Below are 20,052 nucleotides of genomic sequence, written 5' to 3'. Positions count from 1 at the left end.
TTCGGACGTTTTTTTGTCTACTAAAAATTATACTTATCAATATTATCTTTCGTAAATACAACTCGTTCTGGTAATACGATAATTCCGTTCCCTTCTGCCTCATAATCATATCCTTGAATGGAGTTTGGCTCTACTTTCACTTTTCCAATTCCTTTTACTTCGAAGCTATCCCCTACTTTTAACTTCTTCCCTTTTACAACAATTTCATTTGCTACATACGTTGCGAGAGCACCTTGTTGTTTTACATCCCATAAACCAAATTGTTGTACTGTTCCTCGTTTTACATAATCACGCATAACGTTCGGTGTAGAAAATCCAGTTACCACTACTTTTTTATCCATTTTTAAGTTTTCAGCTGCCTGCGCCATTGCTGGGAGTGCTGTTGCATCTGGACAAATAACTGCGTTAATATCTGGATACGTTTTTAATATGTTCTCCCCTACGGATAAAGATTTTTGTGCATTATTTTCACCGTACTGCGTCGTTACAATTTCCCAGTTCGGATATTTCTTTTTAATAATTTCTTTCGCTTTCGTTACCCATTGGTTTTGATCCGTTACTGTCGGGCTAGAATAAAAGAATGCTACTTTTCCTTTATCTCCAATTTGCTTAGAAGTCATTTCTATTAATAAGTTAGCAAGTTGGTCTGGTGTTCCTTGGCTTATATAAAAAGAACGATCTTTCGGATTCACATCAGAATCCCATGTTAACACCGTCATCCCTTTTTTCTTAGCACGTTGCAGTGATTGCGATAGCCCCTCCACTGACGTAGATGAAACCATAAGTGCATCATAGTTTTGGTTAATAAAATTATTTATATACTTTACTTGCCCTGATACACTCGCTTCAGACGGTCCATCATACTTCACTTGTACGCCTAGCTTATCTCCCATCTCTTTTGCCCCTTCACCGCCCGATGTAAAGAAGCCAACTCCTGTTAATTTCGGAATAAATGCAAATTTCACATCATCCGCTTTTTTCTTATCTGCCGTTTGACTGGAACAAGCTATTAAACCAATTAGGCAAATACATACGATCAATACAATCCCTAGTTTTCTCTTCATGACATTTCCCCCTTATGCAAACTCTGTCTTTTCCCCGCTAAAAATTGATGTAATTTGAAATGTCTCATAATAACTGAAAGAATAAGGATAATACCTATTACTACATTGGATTGTTCATTTGTTAAACCCGTCATTTGCAAGCCATACTGCATGAGCCCAATGAAAATACTCGCCAGTACAGTACCGATAATGCTTCCTTTTCCGCCTGTAATAAGTGTACCGCCTAAGACGACTGCTGTAATGATTGGTAATATTGTTTCGCTTCCTATATCAGCACGTGCAGAACCGAAATATGCAGTTAAGAAAGCTCCTCCTAATCCACCTCCTAACCCAGAAAGTATGTAAGCAATGATTACTACTTTCTTCGTCTTAATCCCGGTGTATTTTGCTGTATTTTCATTCGCACCTGTTAATTGTACGTGGCGCCCATATATCGTTCGGTGAAACAAAATCGTGCATACAATTGTTAATAAAATAAGTAGCCATAATAAATTGGGTATTCCTATAAAACTACCATTTGCTAGTTGTACATAAGTATCAGGTAAACCGCTTATCCCTTCATATCCAGAAGCACCTGCCCCTCCTGAAACGACAAGCGCAATTCCTCCGTATAAAAACATCGTTCCGAGTGTAACGACTAGTGGCTCTACATCTGTCATTTTTATAATGAGTCCATTTAAAGCTCCTGCTAAGCAACTGACTATAAGTGCCATTATTACTGCTAGTAAAATATGAATCCCATTCATCCAAAACACACCAATTAAAATCGAGGTTAGCCCCATAATTGATCCTACAGATACATCAATTCCTCCTGTTACTATAACAAAAGTCATTGGTATCGCCGCAATTGCGATAAATAGGAAATCATTTGTACTAAAAAGGAGATTACTAATATTTAAGAAATCGCTATTTATAAAACTAAAGAGAATGAATTCTATAAGAAGTAATATGATTAACACACCTTCCCATCTGTAAAAATACTTCATAGATTCATCCTCCTTTCTGCTTTCCACCTCTTCATGACGCTATCTAATATGATAATAAGTAATAGTAAAAAACCTGAAATAGCATTATTCCAAAATGCTGGTATTTTTAAAAAGACGAGTGAGCTACTTATTGTTTCTAAAAATAACGCTCCTAATGCAGCTCCAAATAAAGATCCTGTTCCTCCTTTTAAATGAATTCCTCCTAGTACAGCGGCTGCCATTACTTGTAATTCTAATCCTGTACCTGTTTGATTTGGGACGAACCCGATATTCATAACAAATATGCAACCAGCGAGCGCAGCGCTTATGCCTGAAATCATAAACGCATATATCTTCACTTTATTAACAGGTATACCAATAAGCCTCGCGCCATCTTCATTATCACCTACCGCATAAAAGTATCTTCCCAATGGCACTTTTCTTAAAAAGAAGTATAGTAGTAGTAAAATAATAAGAACGAACCATACAGTTATAGGTAAACCAAGAATGATGATAGATGACAGCTGCTTAAAATCGTTTGGAATATCTTCAATCCACTTCCCGCCTGTGAAGATTAACATTGCCCCCCTAGCAATTCCTAGCATCCCTAATGTCATAATAATGGCTGGTACCCGAAACTTTGCGACGCCAATCCCGTTTATGAAACCAATACTAGCACCAAGCATTACAGCAGCAAAAATTGACAAGAATGCATTATACCCGTTCGTTAACAACATCCCGCAAACTGCCGCGCTTAATCCCATAATTGAGCCAACTGATACGTCTATATTTTTCGTAAATAAGACAAACGATTGACCGATTGCTAGCACGACTAAAATAACGCTTGATTTCATCAGTAAAGATAACGAGTTAAATTGAATAAAACTAGGGTTTATCATCCCTACAGTAGCTATATAAATTAGTAGTAACAGTATGATAGACGTTTCGTGCATTTTATACATACGTTTCATTCCGTTACACCTCCGTATGCAAGGCGTGTAACTTCATTCACACTCAGTTGTTCTTTTTCCATATGAGAAACAAATCTCCCATTTCTCATTACATATACACGGTTTACTAATTGGATAATTTCTTCAACATCTGAAGAGATTAATAAAATTGCGAGTCCTTCCCTTTTCATTTTTTTTATCGTCTCATACACTTCAAGCCTTGCTTTCGCATCAATTCCGCGAGTCGGCTCATCAAGAATAATAATTTTAGGATTACATGCAAGATACTTCGCAAGCACGACCTTCTGCTGATTACCTCCTGATAAAGATGCCAATTCTTTATTCATATTCTGTACAACAATTCGGAACTGTTCTATAAACGAATTAACTAAAGCGCTTTCTTTTTCTTGATTTATAAAAAAGCGATTATTTTGATATAAACTTGCTGCTGCAATATTTTCTTTAACAGAAGCAATTGAGAAAATTCCATTCCTCACTCTATCCTCTGGCACATAAACTAGGCCTTCGTCTAGCCTTTTATGCAAAGAACACGTATCAATTGATTTTCCACCCAATAAGATAGACCCTGATTTTATAGTTTTCAATCCAAATATCGCTTCTGCTAATTCCGTTCTGCCAGATCCTATAATGCCAGCAACACCTACAACCTCACCCGCATGTACAGTGAATGATATATTTTCGAATGCGTGACCATTTATATCAACCACTTCTAATATTTTTTTCGTCTTTGCTGTCTCTTGAACTACTTCTATTTTCTCTTTCTGTTTATATCCTTTTGGCAATAGTCCCTCCATCAGCATGTCATATGTATAGTCACATACATCACCTTGGCTTACAACCATTCCATCACGTAGTATTGCTACTTTGTTGGCAATTTCAAAGATTTCTGGAAAACGATGCGTAATATAAATCATCCCAATTCCTTTTTCTTGTAAACTTTTCATCAACACAAAAAGACTCTTAATTTCGTGTGTTGTTAATGTCGATGTTGGCTCATCTAGAATAAGAATCTCAGCTTCTCTTATTAATCCTCTAACGATTTCTACTAACTGTTGTTGCGCAATAGATAACGATTCTCCCTGTTCATTAAGATCAATATCCCAACTTAAACTGTCAATTAATTGCTGAACTTTTACTTTAAGCTTCTTTCTATTCCCCTTTAATCCAATACATATATTTTCTTCAATGGTCATATGCGGAAAAATGAGCGGTTCTTGTGGTATTAAATAAATCCCTTCTTGGTGTGCTTCTTTTGGATTTGCAAACTGCTGTCTCTTTCCTTTCACATACATTTCTCCACTATCATACGAATATAACCCCGTTAATATTTTCATTAATGTCGATTTCCCGGCGCCATTTCCACCAACTAAAGCGTATATATCACCATGCTCTACTTGTAAGTTCACTTCCTTTAGCACAAGTTGATTCGAAAACGCCTTACTCATTTTCTTCACTTGTAATAAGGGCACATTCTCCACATGATGTCACCTGCCTTTACCCAGAACATTTTTTGAGAAAATGATTATTTGTTCTACTTGTTTTGTAGCATTGTATATTCCTTTTTTCATATCTAGAACACTTTTTTCAATGTACTATTAATCGTTTCAACTGGAATAAACAAAATATGTGACACATATGTTTAAGCATTGGTCAATTGTTGAAAGGGATGAAGAGTATGTCACAGCTGAACTTTGAAGAAAATTTATTAACTAAAGTAGCCTGGTACTATTATAAAGATCAATTAACACAACAAGAGATTGCTTCACTTCTTCATATTTCAAGAAATAAAGTCGTCCGGTTATTAGATAAGGCACGCAGTGAAGGTATCGTTACATTTCACGTAAAAGGAACCGGTTTGCATTGCTTGAGCATTGAACGTGACTTAATGAAAAAGTTCCACTTAAAAGATGCTTTCATTATCCCTACTCCAATAAACAATTATGCTACTTCTCTCGGAAAAGCCGCTGCACAATATTTAGAAACTCATCTCCAACAAGGTGATTTACTCGGCATCGGCTGGGGTGAAACGATAAGTAAAATGCTAGAAAACATTCATTTTGAAAGTTCTATTAATCTTTCATTCGTAACGCTAACAGGCGGAGTAAACCACTATCTCCCAAGAAAACAAAACTATTTACACTACATGCAAGGTGATCTTCATATTATTCCTACTCCTTTTCTAGCATCTTCTACTGAAATGGCACGAAGTATTTTATCAGAACCAAGTGTGAAAGATATGCTTCATGTCGCTTCACTTGCACATACAGCAGTTGTCGGTATTGGCGGGTTATCTCAAGACGCTACAATTGTAAAAGAAGAAAAATTAACGCTACGTGAAATGACATATATTCGAAGTCAAAACGGGGCGGGCGATATTTTAGGACAGTTTTATAATACGAATGGTGAGTTATTAGAGCTCTCGCATCATAATCGTCTAATTGGCACGCCTCTCTCTATTTTGCGCAATATGAATCATGTCGTCGGTGTTGCTGGAGGTATAGAAAAGATAGATGCAATTTATGGTGCCTTAAAAGGAAAGTTTATTCATACATTAATTACCGATGAGGAAACTGCCCTCTCCTTATTACGAAAGGATGGTGATTGTTAATGTCCCATTTATTAGCTTTCGATGCTGGTACAGGGAGCATTCGAGCAGTTCTTTTTGATTTACATGGTAATCAAATTGCAGTAAGTCAAAAAGAATGGATTCACAAATCTGACCTTCGTTATCCAGGCTCTATGAACTTTGATGTAGTAGAAAATTGGAAGCTAGTACAAGAATGTACGAAAGAGGTGCTTCAAAAAAGCAACACTCCTGCCTCTTCTATTCTTGCTATTAGCGCTACAAGTATGCGAGAAGGATTTGTTTTATATGATCAAGATGGGCAAGAAATATGGGCGTGTGCAAATGTTGATGGGCGCGCATCCGTCGAAGTTAGTGAATTAAAAGAAATTCGGTCACATCTTGAAAAAGATTTATATACAAAGTCTGGTCAAACTTTTTCATTAGGTGCTTTACCACGCCTACTCTGGATAAAAAAACATGAACCCGACGTCTATAATAATATTTACTCTTTTACAATGTTAAACGATTGGATTTTATATAAACTAAGCGGCGTACTACAAATTGATCCCTCAAACGGATGCACGTCAGGTATTTTTGACTTACAAAATAGAGTGTGGGATAACGATGTCGCTAAGGAGTGCGGTCTATCTTTGCCATTTTCACCAACAGTAAATGAAGCTGGTACAGTAATTGGCAACGTTACAAAAGAGTGTGCAGCATTAACTGGTTTACTTGAAGGGATTCCTGTCGTCGCCGGGGGTGGAGATGCTCAAATGGCATCGCTCGGAACAGGAATCGTGAAACCGAATCAAACGTTAATATGCGGGGGTAGCTTTTGGCAACAAGAAGTGAATGTTACTGAGCCAATAACAGATCCACATGCTGCGATTCGAGTAAATTGTCACGTCGTTCCGAACCTATGGCAATATGAAACAATCGCCTTTTTCCCAGGTCTCGTTATGCGCTGGTTTCGAGACGCTTTTTGCCAAGAAGAAAAGAAACTTGCTGATAAACTCGGTGTAGATGCTTATGAATTACTAGAAGAACAAGCGAAAGACGTACCTGTCGGTTCACATGGCATTATCCCTACTTTTTCAAACGTTATGAACTACATTTCTTGGCGTCATGCCGCACCTTCATTCTTAAATTTAAGTTTAGACGCTGACAAATGCGGAAAAAAGGAAATGTTCCGTGCTATTGAAGAAAATGCCGCCTTCGTTACACTTGGAAACTTAAAACTAATTGAAAATCTTACTGGTACATTCCCTTCTGAAGTCGTTTTTGCTGGCGGTGCCGCTAAAGGAAAACTATGGCCACAAATTCTATCAGACGTACTCGGTATTCCTGTAAAAGTACCTGTTGTGAAAGAAGCAGCTGCTTTAGGAACTGCGATTGCTGCTGGAGTTGGTGCTGGCATATATTCATCTATGGAAGAAACTGCCGAAGAGTTTGTACAGTGGGAGCAAACATTCGAACCAGTTACTGAAAATCACGAACTATATAAAGAGTTCTATGAAACATGGAAAACTGTATATGACAGTCAGCTCGCTTTAGCTGATAAAGGGCTCACCTCACATATGTGGATTGCGCCTGGTGCACTGTAACACATTACATAAAGGAGTGAACTGTATGTTAAAAGCGAATGAAAATGACTTCTCCTATCGCTTCGGTGATAACGGGCCGAAATATTTAATACAAGGTCCAAATATTGATCTTGGCCTTGTTGTCATTCAACCGGGCCAGGAGTTTCAAAACCATTATCATACGACGTGCGAAGAGGTCTTTTATGCATTAGAAGGTGAAATAGACTTCTATGTAAATAACGAAAGAGTTCCAATTAAACAAGGTGATGTCCTGCAAGTTCGCCCTCATGAATCTCACTATCTGATTAACCATTCTGACAAACCTTTTAAAGCTGTTTTTATAAAGTCACCACATTTACCAAATAAAGATACGGTACAAACGGAAAATCCAACATTAACGAAGGAGTGATTTGGAATGACTTGGGGATTTAAAAATCGATTAAATACAATTTTACCTGATGGCAGAGCGGTAATGTTAGCGATAGATCACGGCTACTTTTTAGGACCAATTCACGGGCTTGAACAGCCACTTGAAACTGTTAAAAACTTACTTCCTTACACGGATTCTCTCTTTTTAACGCGTGGTGTACTTAGCTCCTGTATTCCTGAAAACTGCAGCACACCGATGGTTATGCGTGTATCTGGCGGCGCTACTGTCGTCGGTAAAGATTTAGCGAATGAAACAATTGTTACACCTGTGAAAGAAGCAGTAAAACAAAACGCAATTGGCGTCGGCGTTTCTGTTTTCATTGGATCAGACTATGAAACACAAACTGTTACAAATCTCGCAAATGTAGTTTCTGAAGCTCATGATTACGGCCTGCCAGTACTCGGCATTACCGCAGTCGCAAAAGAATTACAAAAACGTGAAGCTCGCTTTCTAGCACTTGCTTCCCGCGTATGTGTTGAAATGGGTGCTGATATTATTAAAACGTATTACTGTGAAGGATTCGAAAAAATAACGAGCACATGCCCTGCCCCAGTTGTCATTGCTGGTGGACCAAAATTAGATTCAATTGAAGACGCATTAAACATTACGTACAATGCGTTGCAAGAAGGCGCAATTGGAGTAGACATGGGCCGAAACATATGGCAATCCGAGCACCCAGCTGCGATGATTCAAGCAATACATGGCATTGTAAAAAATGGATTGAATGTGAAAGAGGCACTTGAACTTTATGATGATGTGAAGAATTAATGTGAAAAGACAGACTATTTATTAGTCTGTCTTTTTTACTTTACAGTGAAACTTTCTTAATCCGTCTTCTAATATGATACATACTTAAATTCTATACACCTTCAAATGATTACTCTAGATGATTACTATTAAGCTTTGAAACTTTCTTACCTTCTCTATAATCAAGACAAGACACTTCAATTAATAAGCCATTAAATACTGTAAAATAAAAACCATAACTACTACCTCGCATCAAATAAGGTTCCTTGTCTATTTCAATGCCGCCGGCTACTAAACGATTATACGCTTGATCCACTTCACTTGATGTATCCACTAAAAAACCAATATGAAAAGCTTCCGGATACGTAACTTCCTTATTCCCTTTAAATGCTTTTGGATCACTTAGTACAAGTATAAAACCACTCTCATCACTCATCACTACAAGTGCTTTCCCTTTTTGCTCCAAAAATTGAAAATCAAAAAATGTTTCAAAGAAATGTCTCGCTTCCGATAAATCATCAACACATAAATTTAAATGATTCAGCTTCATGTACTCATCTCCTTTTAAACAGAGGGTATATGGATTCATTTTCATAACACTTAAATATGTAAGGCAAGATATTCAAGCGTTCCATCTAAGACTATGCTTTATAAGTCTAATATTTTTTTCTATAGCCTAGAACGTTTTTTATGACTGTAATTCCATAAACTGTTCGACGCGAAATATTATTTTACCTATATAAAATAGCCACATTATTTATTTTTCAAATTGTGTAAAACCCACTCAATCAAGAAAATTGCTGCAGAGGTACGTTCTGTCGTATCACCTAAAAACAGTTTATTGATAAAACCTTTAAAATGAGTTGGTACTTTAGATAATGTTTCAATATACTTCAAAACAGATCCCGCTGGTGGTATAGGCTTATTATTAACAGCCCATATCCCATCTAACAATGTCCAAGTTGAAATTTGAACTATGTATGAAGCTTTTAACTCATCATTTGCTTTCAAGGCAGATTGAATTTTAATTAATGAACTATGCAACCAATGAGAAATGCCCTTCATTTTGTCGCTAGAAACACGATAGTTTTCAAATTCATATGTAGCTATTTCCTTTAACTTTTTCAACTCACCGCTTTTATCAAACAAAATTTCCCCTTCTAGAAATGAGTAAAATTCCATCGGATTGTTTTTAAAGTTTACTTGAATTTGATTAAAATCTGCACTCTTATATTCAACTAAAATATCATCACTCGTTTCAAAATGAAATTTTTTCTTTTGCCCTTCTTCTAAAAGAATATAGAAATCTAAATCCGAATCAGGATATGCGTCACCTCTTGCGACAGATCCAATTAGCATGAATCCATTTACTTTATCTCTAAATAAATATTCATTTAAAATTGTTTGTACCAATTTTTTATGTTTTTCATTTGTAATGAATGAAAAACTCTCCATCATTTCCATCCCCCATTACTACAAAAAGAGGATACATGTTAGCATCTACAACATGTATCCTCTACTTATATATTACGACTGTTGATAAGCCGATTTCGATGATTTCACATAATAAACCGCATGATCCACATTAATAATATGATCTGGCTTCGGTTTACCACGGCCCGCTCTATGTCCAGCTAAGTGTTCTTCACTTGTTTCCCAGTTTTTCCATGCTTCTTCCGATTCCCAGCGAATCATAACGACAACTTCTTCGTCTCCTCGTCTTACTTTTTTCACAAGAACACTCAAGTCGATAAAGCCTTCAAATTTTTCAATAATACCTTCTCCAGTGAAACGTTCTACAACTATATTTGATGTACCTTCTTTTACTGTAAATGTTTTCGTTTCGATAAACATATATCCCACTCCCTCTTTGTAATACGAATACTAGTATTCTTCTATTATAATTGATTATGATAATTATTTTCAATTGTAAAGTTTTAATTTTTTGAATTATGCTGATTTCTTTTCTATCGCCTCATCTAAAAATTTGAAATATGGAAATAACATCCCTATTAAAGATGTAACACATATAATTGCACCGATAATTACATATAGCGCTCTTACTCCCCACATTTCACTCAATATTCCCCCTACTAACACACCTAATGGCATAGCGGATCGTATAAAAAATAAACGCACTGAAAATACTTGTCCTATCATATTATTTGGGACGATTTGTTGGCATATTGTTGTGTTATGAACATTGAAAAATGCAATACAAATCCCTGCTATTACTTCAATTATTATTGCAATGATAATACTATGATTGAACCCTAATGAAATGTATGTGAGCCCCCCTATAAACAATCCTCCAAGCATAAGTATACGCCGGCTTTTATATGTTACTTTTCCCACTAATACTGAGCCAATTACGTAGCCAAGTGGAAAACCTGCCATAAAATAGCCGTACTCTGCATATCCCGCTAACAGCTCGTCTTTTATATAAGGAAGATTTGTGACCATCGTTACCCCTACTCCAAACTGCACGAAAGTAAGAAATATACCGAGCCAAACGATGATTGGTTTTGTAAAAAAATATGTAAAACCTTGAAGAAATTGTTCTAGCCACGTTTTTCGTATATCTGTTGTAGTCCTCTTTTCTTTTATATAAAGTAAGAAAGCACCACTAACAAATAGACAAATACATACGAAAGATAATGTAAGTTCTGTTCCAATGAAATGAATGACTACTCCGCCCAATACTGGCGCAAGAAACATCATGAGACGAGTCATTCCATCAATATACGCATTTGCGTCTTGAAGTTGTCCTTGACTTACAATGCTCGGTGTAATTGCCTGACTCGCAGGTGTATAAAGAGGTGTAATAAGTCCCACTACAATTTGAACAACATAAATGTGCCAAACTTCTATACTACCTGTAACTAGCATCACCAAAGGTAATAAGAATACGGACGCCCGTATCCATTGTGAAAAAATCATAATCCACTTCCGGCTCCATTTATCAATAAATGGGCCACTTATTAATTGCAGTATGAGTGATGGGATGAAATATAATAGCCACATACTACTTAAAGCCATTTCCGATCCTGTTAACTCATATACTAGAATTGAATTACATAACGTTCCGAAAGCCCCTCCTAATTCAGAGATTGCACTACCAATCCACATAAAAAAGTACGAACGATTTTTCAATATATTTTTCAATTTCACACACCAACTTTTCTTTTATATTCCTCCCTTTATGTACATTCTCGTTGTTAATTATCTATTCAAAAACATATCTAATTCTTTCGCTAAAGACTGTACTGCTTTCTTTCTTAATACATACTTTCCGTCATGTATATCAACTAACTTCGCTGCACGTAACAATTTCAAATGATGGTGTACTGTCGATTTACCAAGCTGTAATCTTTCCGTTATTTCCTGTAATGTACGTTCTTTTTCAAACAACATTTTTACAATTCGCAATCTCGCCTCATCCCCAAGAGCCTTATGTTTTTGAACTAAAAAATAATTCGGTTCATACGGATCTTCAGGATGAATGCTTTCATTCGCAACTGGATAATGAAATACTTTCGTATCTTCAATATCCGCTTCAATATTCCACGGTCTGTACGTCATTTGCGGGATAAGAAGCACGTAATGAACACTTGGTTCTGGCATATAGTTAATGCCACCAGTAGCCCACTCAACAAACTCTTCTGGTTTCATCTTTTTATTCATTTCATTTTTTGCTTCATAATCTCGTTTTAATATAGAAAGTATTTGTTCTTCCTCTCTTTTAATAACACTCTCATACCAACCTGTCATAACAGCGATTAAATGCGATTTCAGCACTTGTACATCTACATTACATATAAAGCTAATATAAGTAGAAAAAAACTGATGATTATCTGTTAGTTCCTTTAGTTCGTGTATTGCACATACAACTCCCGTTGCAGCTAAACGTCTTTTCTCTTCATACTTCTCTCCTAAAAACGGTAAACATATAAATTTCAAATCTTCTTCTGAAAGTGAATCAATTTTAAAATTAAACTGCGATAAATCTTGAAAATCCTCTTCATACAATAACTGGAGTAACGCTTTCCACGTATTATGTTCTTCTACAAACTGTAAGTGTTCTCTCATTTCTTCTGTTAATGATTTCTTAATTTCTTCCCATTCACTTTGAGTCTTTTCAAGAGTATCAATTAACCTTTTATGAGTAATCGCTGCAATGCCAAGTGCACACTCGAAAAGTATCGAATATTTCACCTGAACGTTGTATGTTTCCCTTTTTCTGCTCGTTATATGATAGACCTCCATTTTTATCCCCTCCTTGTTTGCTATATAACATATTCTATTTTTATCGAATTTTACCTTCTATATTTTTAGAACCGTTTTGCAACTTAAAAAAAACTTTAATCAATGAGCAAACAGAAAAAGGTTTATACTCTTTTCATTCTGACTCAATGAAAGCCTTGATTATTAAATATCATATTAAAAATGAGATTTTTTAATGGCTCAATTATACGTTGTATTTCACTCTCTTGTTCAACTATAGAGAAGGTTTATTGAAGAGAAAAGCGAACGCTTCAAGTACATGATGCCTTACAATCTTCATTAACCGCCCTTCAAGAAGCAGAACTAGATCAACTAAGTCCTTCTCTACCAGTTTGGCAACAATATATGAATATCCTTTTGCATGATGCTTATCATACAGGACAAATTATACAGCTTCGGAAACTTCAAGGTTCATGGCCAACTCACCGTTCTTATTTATAAAGTGAAATTTTAATCAGCTCTTACCAATCGGGATTTTGCGGGCAGCCCATCCCCACTTCTTTGCTTTCCCTGAATTTTGAGGTAAAAGTCTTACTGCCCGTTAATCCGGGATAAACGATGTTTAAAATCGCATACGTTTAATATCCAACAAAACAATTGAAAACAACTAATTGTTCGATAATTACTGCGATTACTCAAAATAAAGCAAATTAAAATACATTGATTCCTAACATAACTTACATGCTTCATAACTTCTAATCATAATCCAAATTTGGAAGAATAGATGCTTTTTTATATACAAATAATAAGCCTCAAGGAGTTGTTGACATGCATTTCATATTGAATATGTTAGGGATTTTCGTTGTCATATTAATCGTTTTCTTATGTTCGCCTAATAAAAAACATATAAAATGGAGACCAATTGTAATTCTCATCCTATTGGAGCTTTTTATTACATGGTTTATGTTAGGCACAAAGCTCGGCAGTATTATCATTAATAAAATTGCGTCATTTTTCAGTTGGCTACTAGCATGTGCGAATGAAGGTATTCGATTTGCATTTCCTTCAGCTATGGAAAGTCAGCACATTGATTTCTTCTTTAGTGCGTTACTTCCTATCATTTTTGTTATTACTTTTTTCGATATTCTATCTTATTTCGGAATCTTAACTTGGATTATTGATAAAGTAGGTGCAGTTATTTCAAAGATTTCTCGTTTACCAAAGTTAGAAAGTTTCTTTTCGATTCAAATGATGTTTTTAGGAAACACCGAAGCACTTGCGGTTGTTCGTGATCAATTATCTGTGTTAAAAGAAAATCGATTATTAACTTTTGGAATTATGAGTATGAGTAGCGTTAGCGGATCCATTCTTGGCGCTTATTTATCAATGGTGCCAGCAACATATATTTTCAGTGCCATTCCATTAAATTGTATTAACGCATTAATTTTAGCCAATGTATTAAATCCTGTGGAAGTTTCGAAAGAAGAAGACGTTGTTTACACACCTTCAAAACATGAAAAAAAGGATTTCTTTTCTACTATTTCAAACAGTATGTTAGTTGGGATGAATATGGTTATCGTTATTTTAGCTATGGTAATTGGTTATGTAGCTTTAACAGCATGTTTAAATGGGATTTTAGGATTTTTTGTAACGGGGTTAACAATTCAAAAAATCTTCTCCATTATCTTTAGTCCTTTTGCATTTTTACTCGGTTTATCAGGCAGTGATGCTATGTATGTAGCTGAATTAATGGGGATCAAAATAACGACGAATGAATTTGTTGCAATGATGGATTTAAAATCAAACTTAAAGTCGTTACAACCGCATACGGTTGCGGTTGCAACGACATTTCTAGCTTCTTTTGCTAACTTTAGTACAGTAGGTATGATTTACGGAACTTACAATTCATTATTTGGCGGAGAAAAATCATCAGTCATCGGTAAAAATGTTTGGAAGCTTCTTGTTAGCGGGATGGCTGTTTCTTTATTAAGTGCTATGCTCGTTGGGCTATTTGTATGGTAAATAATTTTTATAAAAAAAGACACCCAAGCCAATTAAAATGTACCCTATAGAATAGACACTTGAAAAAAGTCTATTCTATAGGGTATTTCTTGTATAATAAAAGGAAAATTGGGATCGGAGAATGTTGAAAATGACAAAAAAACTATTTACAGAAAGAGAAATTCAAATTCTATCAAATAACCTATACGTAAAATCTGTAAGTCAGAAAGGTATCACTTATACAGAGGAATTTAAGCATATTTTTATTGAGGAAAATGAAAAAGGAAAGCTACCTCGAAATATTTTTGAAGAATGTGGTTTTGATATAGATATGATTGGAATGAAACGAGTTATGTCATCGGGAAGTAGATGGCGTGCTGCTTATAGAAAAAATGGTGTATTGGGTTTAAGGGATACACGTATCGAAAACGCTGGAAGAACTCTTGAGAGAGAGCTTACGTTAGAAGAAAAGTATGCCCGTTTAGAAGCCGAACGAAACTTACTAAAGGCGGAAAACGAATTGCTAAAAAAAATCAAACTTATGGAAGGGAGGATGAGAAGGAAATAACACTACCACCTAGTCAGAAATTCATCTTGATTCGTTCTGTCATCATGAAATACAACTTAAGGAATATGGTCAGTCATTTGTGTAAAGTAGCTGGTGTATCCCGTTCGGGATACTATAATTACTTTTCAGTTTCATCTCAAGAACAACGGAAACAAAAGAGTGATCGAGATGAAATCTTGAAGGAAACCATATTAAAAGCACTTCGATTTAGAAATAGAAACAAAGGGGCTCGTCAGATAAAGATGACATTGGCGGGTCAGTTTCAAGTTGTCTACAATTTAAAGCGTATCCGTAGAATTATGAAGAAATACGAGATTATCTGTCCGGTTCGCAAAGCGAATCCTTATAAAAGAATGCTTAAAGCTACAAAAGAACATCGAATAGTACCAAATCAATTAAATCGGGAATTTAAACAAAATACCCCAGGGAAAACACTTCTTACAGATATCACCTATTTAGTTTACGGTAAGAATCAAAGGGCCTATTTATCTACAATTTTAGACGGCTCAACTAATGAAATTTTAGCTTACCATGTTTCAGAACAGATGACATTAGAGCTCGTAACGACAACTCTCCATAAACTAAAAAGGAATCCGCGGATTCGATTGACTGAAGGTGCTTATATTCATTCAGATCAAGGATCCCACTACACAAGCCCTACCTATCAAAAGCTAGTTAAAAAGCTAAACCTAGGACAATCCATGTCAAGAAGAGGAAACTGTTGGGATAACGCCCCACAAGAATCATTTTTTGGTCATCTGAAAGATGAAGCTCATATAAAACCTTGCGTGTCCTTTAATGAATTGAAACAAGAGATTAAGAAATATATGACGTATTATAATCATTATAGATATCAATGGAATTTAAAAAAGATGACTCCTGTTGGATACAGAAACCATCTTCTTGATGTTGCCTAACTTTTTTCAAAATGTCCTTTACAAAGGGTACAGATTAAATTGAGTGTCTTTTATTATTATTTTCGAATTTGCCCATTTCCACGAATCACATATTTTGTAGAAGTTAATGCTGGAAGCCCCATTGGTCCTCTTACGTGTAACTTTTGTGTACTGATACCAATTTCCGCTCCGAATCCAAATTCGGATCCATCTGTAAAACGAGTCGATGCATTATGATAAAGTGCCGCGGCATCTACAGAAGTAAAAAACTTGCTGACGTTTTCCTCGTTTTCAGTAATAATCGCTTCAGAATGCATAGATCCATACGTATTTATATGATGAATCGCTTCTTCAACAGTGGAAACCACTTTCACTGCTAGTGTGAGAGATAAAAACTCAGTTTCCCAGTCTTCTTCTGTCGCAAGTAAGATAGAAGGATCAATCGCCACTGCTTTATTATCACCACGTAGCTCCACTCCTCTTTCCTTCAAGGAAGAAAACAACTCGCTACCATATTGCTCTGCCCAATTCTCATGAAGTACAATCGTCTCAATTGCATTACATACAGATGGACGCTGCGTTTTTGCGTTTATAATAATATTAAACGCCATTTGTTTATCTGCTGTTTCATCAATGAATATATGACAATTTCCCGCACCTGTTTCAAGTACTGGAACAGACGCTTCTCTCACTACTGTATCAATTAATTGTTTACCGCCTCTTGGTATAAGAACATCCAAGTACTCGTTCAATGTAAACAACTGTTTTGCACTATCTCTCGTTGTATCTTCTATGAGCTGTACACTTTCTGAAGGCAAGCTAGTTTGCTTAAGCGCCCGGTGAATAACGCTAACGATAGCTTTGTTAGAATGTATAGCAGAAGAACTACCACGTAGTATTACTGCGTTTCCTGTTTTTAAACAAATTGTAGCAGCATCAACAGTTACATTCGGTCTTGCCTCATAAATCATTCCGACAACACCAAGTGGTACGCGCATCTCCTGAATAGATAGTCCATTTGGTCGTTCCCATGCACTTACACATTCTCCAATAGGATCACGTAATTCAATTAACTGCTTAATACCCTCTGTCATATCAACAATTCGTTGTTCATTCAGCAAAAGGCGATCAAGGAGTGAATGAGAAAATCCTTTCTCCTTACCTTCTTCAATATCCCGTTTGTTTTCTTCTAAAATATAAGCTGTTTCTACTATCAGCTGATTAGCAATTGCAGCAAGTGCTTCATTTTTTTGATCTGTAGTTTTAAGCACAAGTTCTCTAGCAACCTCTTTTGCTTTTATCCCCTTTGCTAACACTTCATTCATTTTTATTTCCTCCTTTTTAAAGTGAAACCCAATGATCCCTATGGATGACTTCATAACTATGTCTCTCGCCTCTTACTTGAATATCTTGGCTTTGCATACCTTTTACATCTCTTAGTTCCTCTGCACTATATGTGCATTGTCCTTTTCCTATTACGCGCCCTTGTTGCGTTACAACCTCTACAACTTCACCCACTTGGAAAAATCCTGATACATTCGTAACACCAGCTGGAAGTAAACTCTTCCCATGCTGAATGATGGCAGTAGCTGCCCCAGCATCTACTTCAATTTGTCCGCTAACAAGCGAATGCAAGGCAATCCATTGCTTGTTCATCTTCATTTCTTTTTGAGGAGCATTACCAACATACGTTCCATCACCCTTACCCTTCAAAACATCTACAAACTTTTCCTGTCCACGTCCTGTTCCGATAAATACACTCACACCAAGAGAGAGTGCTGTCTTTGCAGCATCGATTTTTGATTTCATACCGCCAGTCCCAAGTTTTGAGCCTGCATCTCCTGCAAGAGAAGAAATTTCTTCCGTAACTTCAGGAAGAAAATAATATTTTTTTGCATCCGCATTTTTCTGAGGATTTTTGTCATATAACCCGTTCACATCCGTAAAGATCATAAGCATATCCGCCGAAACAAGCCCGCTTACTAAAGCTGACAGCATATCATTATCACCGAACGTTAGCTCCTCTAAAGAGATGGAATCATTTTCATTAATAATTGGAAGAGCGGAACGGTTTAATAATTCTCCTAACGTAGCGTAAGCATTACTATATTGTTCTTTTCTAGAAAAATCACTTCTCGTCAGCAAAAGTTGCGCAGTAACGATGCCATATTTACGGAATTCCTCCGTGTACGCCTGCATTAACAAACTTTGTCCGACAGCTGCTGCAGCCTGTTTCCCTTTAATCGTTACAGGTCTGCTAGGATATCCTAGCGCTGAAAAACCTGCAGCGACGGCTCCAGATGTAATTAACACAACCTCGTGCCCATCTTCTTTCAACCGAGCCAATGCGGCAACGTGATCTGAAAGCTGTTCTGTAGAGATGCCTCCATGACTATCTGCCAAGGAACTACTCCCAATCTTTACAACAATTCGTTGTTTTTTCACTTTTTTATCCCCCAAGTCTAAAATCAAAGTTTTTTTATAAATTACACTTCATTCACTTTGTAACTATATCTATTCTCATCAATGCTGCACTGAAGTATTTAAGAGCAAAATAAAAATGACCGCTTCGCCCTTAATAAAATAAAAAGGACGAAACGGTCATTGTTCCGCGGTACCACCTTAATTGATATACATAGATATCCACTTGGTGCCTATAACGCAGGCGAACGCCTAAACTTTCATTTAAGACTCAGGGATAGGTTCGATATATTCTATACGAGGAATCTTTCAGCCGGTGAATTCCACTCTCTTTCGCAAGAAGACATATGTACTAATTCCCTTCAACGATTTTCAATCTAATTTTTTTATATTATGCGATATAGTTCGATTCGGTGTCAAGAGGTATTTTTAAAAATAAATAGAGCCACAAGTTATTTGTATGAAATTATCGCCCTACTGAATGAAAATACAAAATGATATAAGTTTAACTCATATTCATAAACATAAAACCTTACATTATAGTGTATATATTTACATAATGTCGAATATAATTAATTTTTGTCTTTTAGTGTTGCAAAAAGGAATATATTCTCTTAGAATGTTTCTTTATATTGCACAGGGATGTTATTCTTATTCTAAGAAAATAATATCAAACCGATATAATTGATTATAAAAGGAGCAAGATTGAGTTATTATGGATAAACAAATTGGATTCATCGGTTGCGGAAATATGGGAATGGCTATGATTGGCGGAATGATAAACAAAAATATAGTATCTTCAAATCAAATTATTTGTTCAGATTTAAACACTGCTAATTTAAAAAATGCTAGTGAAAAATATGGGCTAACTACAACTACCGACAACAATAAAGTAGCTAAAAATGCTGATATTTTAATTTTATCAATCAAACCAGACCTATATTCATCAATAATTAATGAAATAAAAGAAGTAATCAAAAACGATGCTATCATCGTTACGATCGCTGCTGGAAAAAGTATTGAAAGTACTGAAAATGCCTTTAATAAAAAAGTAAAGGTTGTAAGAGTAATGCCTAATACTCCTGCTCTTGTTGGAGAAGGAATGTCTGCATTATGCCCTAATGAAATGGTGACAGAAAAAGATTTAGAAGATGTACTAAACATTTTCAATAGTTTTGGTCAAACAGAGATCGTAAGTGAAAAATTAATGGATGTTGTCACATCCGTAAGTGGTTCTTCACCAGCTTATGTATATATGATTATAGAAGCGATGGCAGATGCTGCTGTACTAGATGGTATGCCAAGAAATCAAGCATATAAATTCGCTGCTCAAGCTGTGTTAGGCTCTGCAAAAATGGTACTAGAAACAGGAATACATCCAGGTGAATTGAAAGATATGGTTTGTTCTCCTGGCGGAACGACAATAGAAGCTGTAGCAACATTAGAGGAAAAAGGATTACGAACAGCGATTATTTCAGCTATGCAGCGTTGTACGCAAAAGTCTGTTGAACTATCTGGTCAAACTAAAAAATAAAACTATAAAAGAGATTACGTTAGCTATGAATTCACATAATTTTAATTAAAAATTCACTACATGATAAACGGCCAAACTCATA

18 protein-coding genes, 1 pseudogene and 1 other annotated feature are annotated in these 20,052 nt (G+C 35.9%); of the genes and pseudogenes, 8 read left to right on the top strand and 11 right to left on the bottom strand.

Going from position 1 to position 20,052, the window contains the following annotated elements; translation table 11 throughout:
• Positions 1-20: 20 nt before the first annotated feature.
• From lsrB to QCI79_RS25765, 4 genes are read right to left on the bottom strand one after another with little or no spacing between them, the layout of a single operon-like run.
• Positions 21-1,064 (bottom strand): autoinducer 2 ABC transporter substrate-binding protein LsrB, encoded by a 1,044-nt coding sequence (gene lsrB / locus QCI79_RS25780; RefSeq protein WP_000823655.1) that lies wholly within the window; start codon positions 1,062-1,064, stop codon positions 21-23.
• Entirely contained in the window at positions 1,061-2,050 is a 990-nt protein-coding gene (locus QCI79_RS25775; protein WP_000873526.1) for an ABC transporter permease, read from the bottom strand. Before QCI79_RS25775 ends, lsrB begins: the two co-directional genes overlap by 4 nt.
• Positions 2,047-3,000, bottom strand: coding sequence for an ABC transporter permease subunit (locus QCI79_RS25770; protein ID WP_000827678.1), 954 nt, complete (start codon positions 2,998-3,000; stop codon positions 2,047-2,049). The genes QCI79_RS25775 and QCI79_RS25770 overlap by 4 nt, the downstream gene beginning before the upstream one ends.
• Positions 2,997-4,478: a sugar ABC transporter ATP-binding protein gene (locus QCI79_RS25765; protein WP_000432631.1), complete on the bottom strand. Its 1,482-nt coding sequence runs from the start codon at positions 4,476-4,478 to the stop codon at positions 2,997-2,999. Before QCI79_RS25765 ends, QCI79_RS25770 begins: the two co-directional genes overlap by 4 nt.
• Before the next feature lie 197 nt (positions 4,479-4,675).
• Here QCI79_RS25765 and QCI79_RS25760 point away from each other — a divergent pair, with 197 nt between their 5' ends.
• The 4 genes from QCI79_RS25760 to lsrF are packed head-to-tail and all read left to right on the top strand — an operon-like array spanning position 4,676 to position 8,347.
• A complete protein-coding gene (locus QCI79_RS25760; RefSeq protein WP_000080662.1) occupies positions 4,676-5,608 on the top strand; it encodes a sugar-binding transcriptional regulator in 933 nt (310 codons plus the stop codon).
• The gene (gene lsrK / locus QCI79_RS25755) at positions 5,608-7,170 is read left to right on the top strand and encodes an autoinducer-2 kinase (RefSeq protein WP_000018814.1); all 1,563 of its coding nucleotides are present in this window, start codon (positions 5,608-5,610) and stop codon (positions 7,168-7,170) included. The genes QCI79_RS25760 and lsrK overlap by 1 nt, the downstream gene beginning before the upstream one ends.
• 25 nt (positions 7,171-7,195) lie before the next feature.
• Positions 7,196-7,558 (top strand): cupin domain-containing protein, encoded by a 363-nt coding sequence (locus tag QCI79_RS25750; protein ID WP_000909986.1) that lies wholly within the window; start codon positions 7,196-7,198, stop codon positions 7,556-7,558.
• Positions 7,559-7,564: 6 nt separating this feature from the next.
• Entirely contained in the window at positions 7,565-8,347 is a 783-nt protein-coding gene (lsrF, locus tag QCI79_RS25745) for a 3-hydroxy-5-phosphonooxypentane-2,4-dione thiolase (RefSeq protein ID WP_000219770.1), read from the top strand.
• A 109-nt stretch (positions 8,348-8,456) separates the two neighbouring features.
• Here lsrF and QCI79_RS25740 read toward each other — a convergent pair whose 3' ends face one another.
• The 5 genes from QCI79_RS25740 to QCI79_RS25720 form a co-directional block, all read right to left on the bottom strand.
• Positions 8,457-8,876, bottom strand: coding sequence for a VOC family protein (locus QCI79_RS25740; protein WP_000773085.1), 420 nt, complete (start codon positions 8,874-8,876; stop codon positions 8,457-8,459).
• A gap of 203 nt (positions 8,877-9,079) precedes the next feature.
• Positions 9,080-9,784, bottom strand: a complete 705-nt coding sequence (locus QCI79_RS25735) for a nucleotidyltransferase domain-containing protein (RefSeq protein WP_000970658.1) — start codon at positions 9,782-9,784, stop codon at positions 9,080-9,082.
• Between the two features lie 69 nt (positions 9,785-9,853).
• Entirely contained in the window at positions 9,854-10,180 is a 327-nt protein-coding gene (hmoA, locus tag QCI79_RS25730; protein WP_000469498.1) for a heme-degrading monooxygenase HmoA, read from the bottom strand.
• A gap of 96 nt (positions 10,181-10,276) precedes the next feature.
• On the bottom strand, positions 10,277-11,497 hold the full coding sequence (locus QCI79_RS25725; protein WP_000769181.1) for an MFS transporter: 1,221 nt from the start codon (positions 11,495-11,497) through the stop codon (positions 10,277-10,279).
• 51 nt (positions 11,498-11,548) lie between these two features.
• A complete protein-coding gene (locus QCI79_RS25720; protein ID WP_000454580.1) occupies positions 11,549-12,592 on the bottom strand; it encodes an ArsR/SmtB family transcription factor in 1,044 nt (347 codons plus the stop codon).
• Positions 12,593-12,850: 258 nt separating this feature from the next.
• Between QCI79_RS25720 and QCI79_RS25715 the strand changes: the two are divergent.
• The 3 genes and pseudogenes from QCI79_RS25715 to QCI79_RS25705 all read left to right on the top strand — a co-directional run.
• Positions 12,851-13,051 (top strand): annotated as a pseudogene (locus QCI79_RS25715) (DinB family protein); the annotation flags it as partial.
• Between the two features lie 327 nt (positions 13,052-13,378).
• Complete coding sequence (locus QCI79_RS25710) at positions 13,379-14,572, top strand: NupC/NupG family nucleoside CNT transporter (RefSeq protein WP_000545484.1); 1,194 nt, start codon at positions 13,379-13,381, stop codon at positions 14,570-14,572.
• A gap of 121 nt (positions 14,573-14,693) precedes the next feature.
• A protein-coding gene (locus QCI79_RS25705) for an IS3 family transposase (RefSeq protein ID WP_087942833.1) occupies positions 14,694-16,036 on the top strand; the annotation gives its coding sequence in 2 pieces (ribosomal slippage) (positions 14,694-15,075 and positions 15,075-16,036; 1,344 coding nt in all).
• 56 nt (positions 16,037-16,092) lie between these two features.
• On the opposite strand, the gene QCI79_RS25700 is transcribed toward QCI79_RS25705, so the two are convergent.
• On the bottom strand, positions 16,093-17,340 hold the full coding sequence (locus tag QCI79_RS25700; RefSeq protein ID WP_001006620.1) for a glutamate-5-semialdehyde dehydrogenase: 1,248 nt from the start codon (positions 17,338-17,340) through the stop codon (positions 16,093-16,095).
• A 16-nt stretch (positions 17,341-17,356) separates the two neighbouring features.
• Complete coding sequence (gene proB, locus QCI79_RS25695; RefSeq protein WP_000744736.1) at positions 17,357-18,460, bottom strand: glutamate 5-kinase; 1,104 nt, start codon at positions 18,458-18,460, stop codon at positions 17,357-17,359.
• 140 nt (positions 18,461-18,600) lie between these two features.
• Positions 18,601-18,811: a binding site (T-box leader), on the bottom strand.
• A gap of 340 nt (positions 18,812-19,151) precedes the next feature.
• Here proB and proC point away from each other — a divergent pair.
• Positions 19,152-19,970 carry a pyrroline-5-carboxylate reductase gene (gene proC / locus QCI79_RS25690; protein WP_000360729.1) on the top strand — a complete coding sequence of 273 codons (819 nt, stop codon included), beginning with the start codon at positions 19,152-19,154 and terminating at the stop codon, positions 19,968-19,970.
• The last annotated feature ends 82 nt before the right edge of the window (positions 19,971-20,052 follow it).

The sequence above is a fragment of the Bacillus cereus group sp. MG1 genome (assembly GCF_040460035.1).
GTDB lineage: Bacteria > Bacillota > Bacilli > Bacillales > Bacillaceae_G > Bacillus_A > Bacillus_A cereus.
The sequence above is the reverse complement of the archived record's forward strand: the minus strand, read 5'-3'. Positions and strand labels throughout refer to the sequence as shown.